Here is a 1,849-nt window from a genome sequence, read left to right on the forward strand (position 1 = left end):
GGCGTTTTGATATATTTGGTGTCTAATACGAAATTTGATCATCCGCAGGTGAGGCAGCTTGCGGTCTGCGAGATAAAATTTCTCAAATTTAGCCTGCCTGCGCAGACGGGCGCGCTAATTTTTACCTCCAAAAATGCGGTGGCGGCGATAAAATTTAATGAAATTTTGCCTGATTTAGATACGCCCGTTTACGCTATCGGCGAGCCGTGCGCTGCGGCTGCGCGCGAGTTTGGATTTCGCGATATTTTTGTGGCGCTACACGGGCACGGAAATGAGTTTGCCGTAGAGATCGCACCGCTCTTGCAAGGCAGAGACGCACTGTATCTGCGCGCGAGGCAGACGGTATCGAAGCTGGAGCAAATTCTATCTAGCGCCGGCGTACGGCTGCAAAGCGTGATCGCCTATGAAAATTCCATTCTTAGCCTGCCTGCCGCCGCAAAGCCGCCGCAAGGCAGTACGCTGATTTTTACCTCGCCTAAAAACGTTCGTGGCTTTACCGCAAATTTCGGCTGGGACGGGGGCTACAAGGCGATCTGTATCGGCAGGACGACGGCGAGCGTTTTGAGCGAGTTTTGCGAGCCGATAATCTGCGAAAGAATGTCGATAAAATCCTGCGTCGATCTGGCGCTTTTGCCATAGTTTAAGCAAATTTAGACTATAATTTTGCCCAAGCCTGGGTGAAGCGAGAGCGTTTTATATGAGGGTTCAACATATTTGTATAAGCGACGACGTGAGAGGTCCGTGTGACGCGGCTCGGCTCGAGCTTTTTTAAAGTTACGGGTTGCGACCTAGAGATTTTTCCTAGTTGCAAGATTGGCTTTGTTTGAGCCGATTCTTTTTACGCAACGCTCACTTGGGTTTTTTACGTTACGGAGGCTTCATTGAATATCCTAATAATCGGCGGCGGCGGTAGAGAATACGCGATCGGGCTAAGACTTCGCGAGGATAAAAACGTTTTAAATCTGTATTTTGCTCCGGGAAACGGCGCTACAAAGGCGCTTGGTAAAAATTTAGATTTAAAAGATTTTGATGAACTCGCGCTCTTTGCGAAAAACAACGACGTAGCTCTTACTATCGTGGGCGCCGAAGAGCCGCTTACAAAAGGGATCGTGGATATTTTCAAAGCGCAAGGTCTCGCGATATTCGGTCCCAGCGCCGCTGCGGCGAAGCTTGAGGGCTCTAAAGCCTATATGAAGGACTTTCTAGCGCGAAATCATATCAAAACCGCAAAATTTCTAAGCAGCGACGATCTATCCGAAGTTTTAAAATTTATCGATACTCTAAACGGCCGCATAGTGGTCAAAGCGGACGGCCTGTGCGCAGGCAAAGGCGTCATCATCGCAAATTCCAAAGATGAAGCTAAAAAAGCCGCCGCGGATATGCTAAGTGGCGAAAGCTTCGGCGAAGCGGGCAAGTGCGTCGTCGTGGAGGAGTTTTTAGAGGGCTTCGAGCTGAGTTTTTTTGCGATCTGCGACGGGGAGAATTTCGTAAGTCTGCCCGTAGCGCAGGATCACAAAAAATTGCTTGACGGCGATCTAGGCCCGAACACCGGCGGCATGGGAGCTTATGCGCCAAGCCCGCTAGCGGATGCCGCGCTGATAAAAAGAGTAGAAAGCGAGATCGTAGCACCCACGCTAAAAGGGATGAAGCAACAGGGCGCGCCATTTTGCGGCGTGCTGTTCGTGGGGCTTATGATTGTGAACGGTGAGCCTTACGTGCTGGAGTATAACGTCCGCTTCGGCGATCCGGAGTGCGAAGTTTTGATGCCGCTAATTGACGGAAGCTTGAGCGAAATTTTATACAACGCCGCCGTAGGCAAGCTAAGTAGCATAAGCTTAAAAGAGCGATT

General features: G+C 50.1%; 2 protein-coding genes. Both read left to right on the plus strand.

All coding sequences use genetic code 11. From position 1 onward, the window contains the following. On the plus strand, positions 1-639 hold a 639-nt coding region (locus Q0257_RS05455; protein WP_366517496.1), incomplete at its 5' end, for a uroporphyrinogen-III synthase. Between the two features lie 242 nt (positions 640-881). Then, positions 882-1,849, plus strand: a 968-nt coding sequence (purD, locus tag Q0257_RS05460) for a phosphoribosylamine--glycine ligase (protein ID WP_298022593.1), incomplete at its 3' end; no start/stop codon positions are given.

It is taken from the genome of uncultured Campylobacter sp. (genome assembly GCF_938018035.1).
Taxonomy (GTDB): domain Bacteria; phylum Campylobacterota; class Campylobacteria; order Campylobacterales; family Campylobacteraceae; genus Campylobacter_B.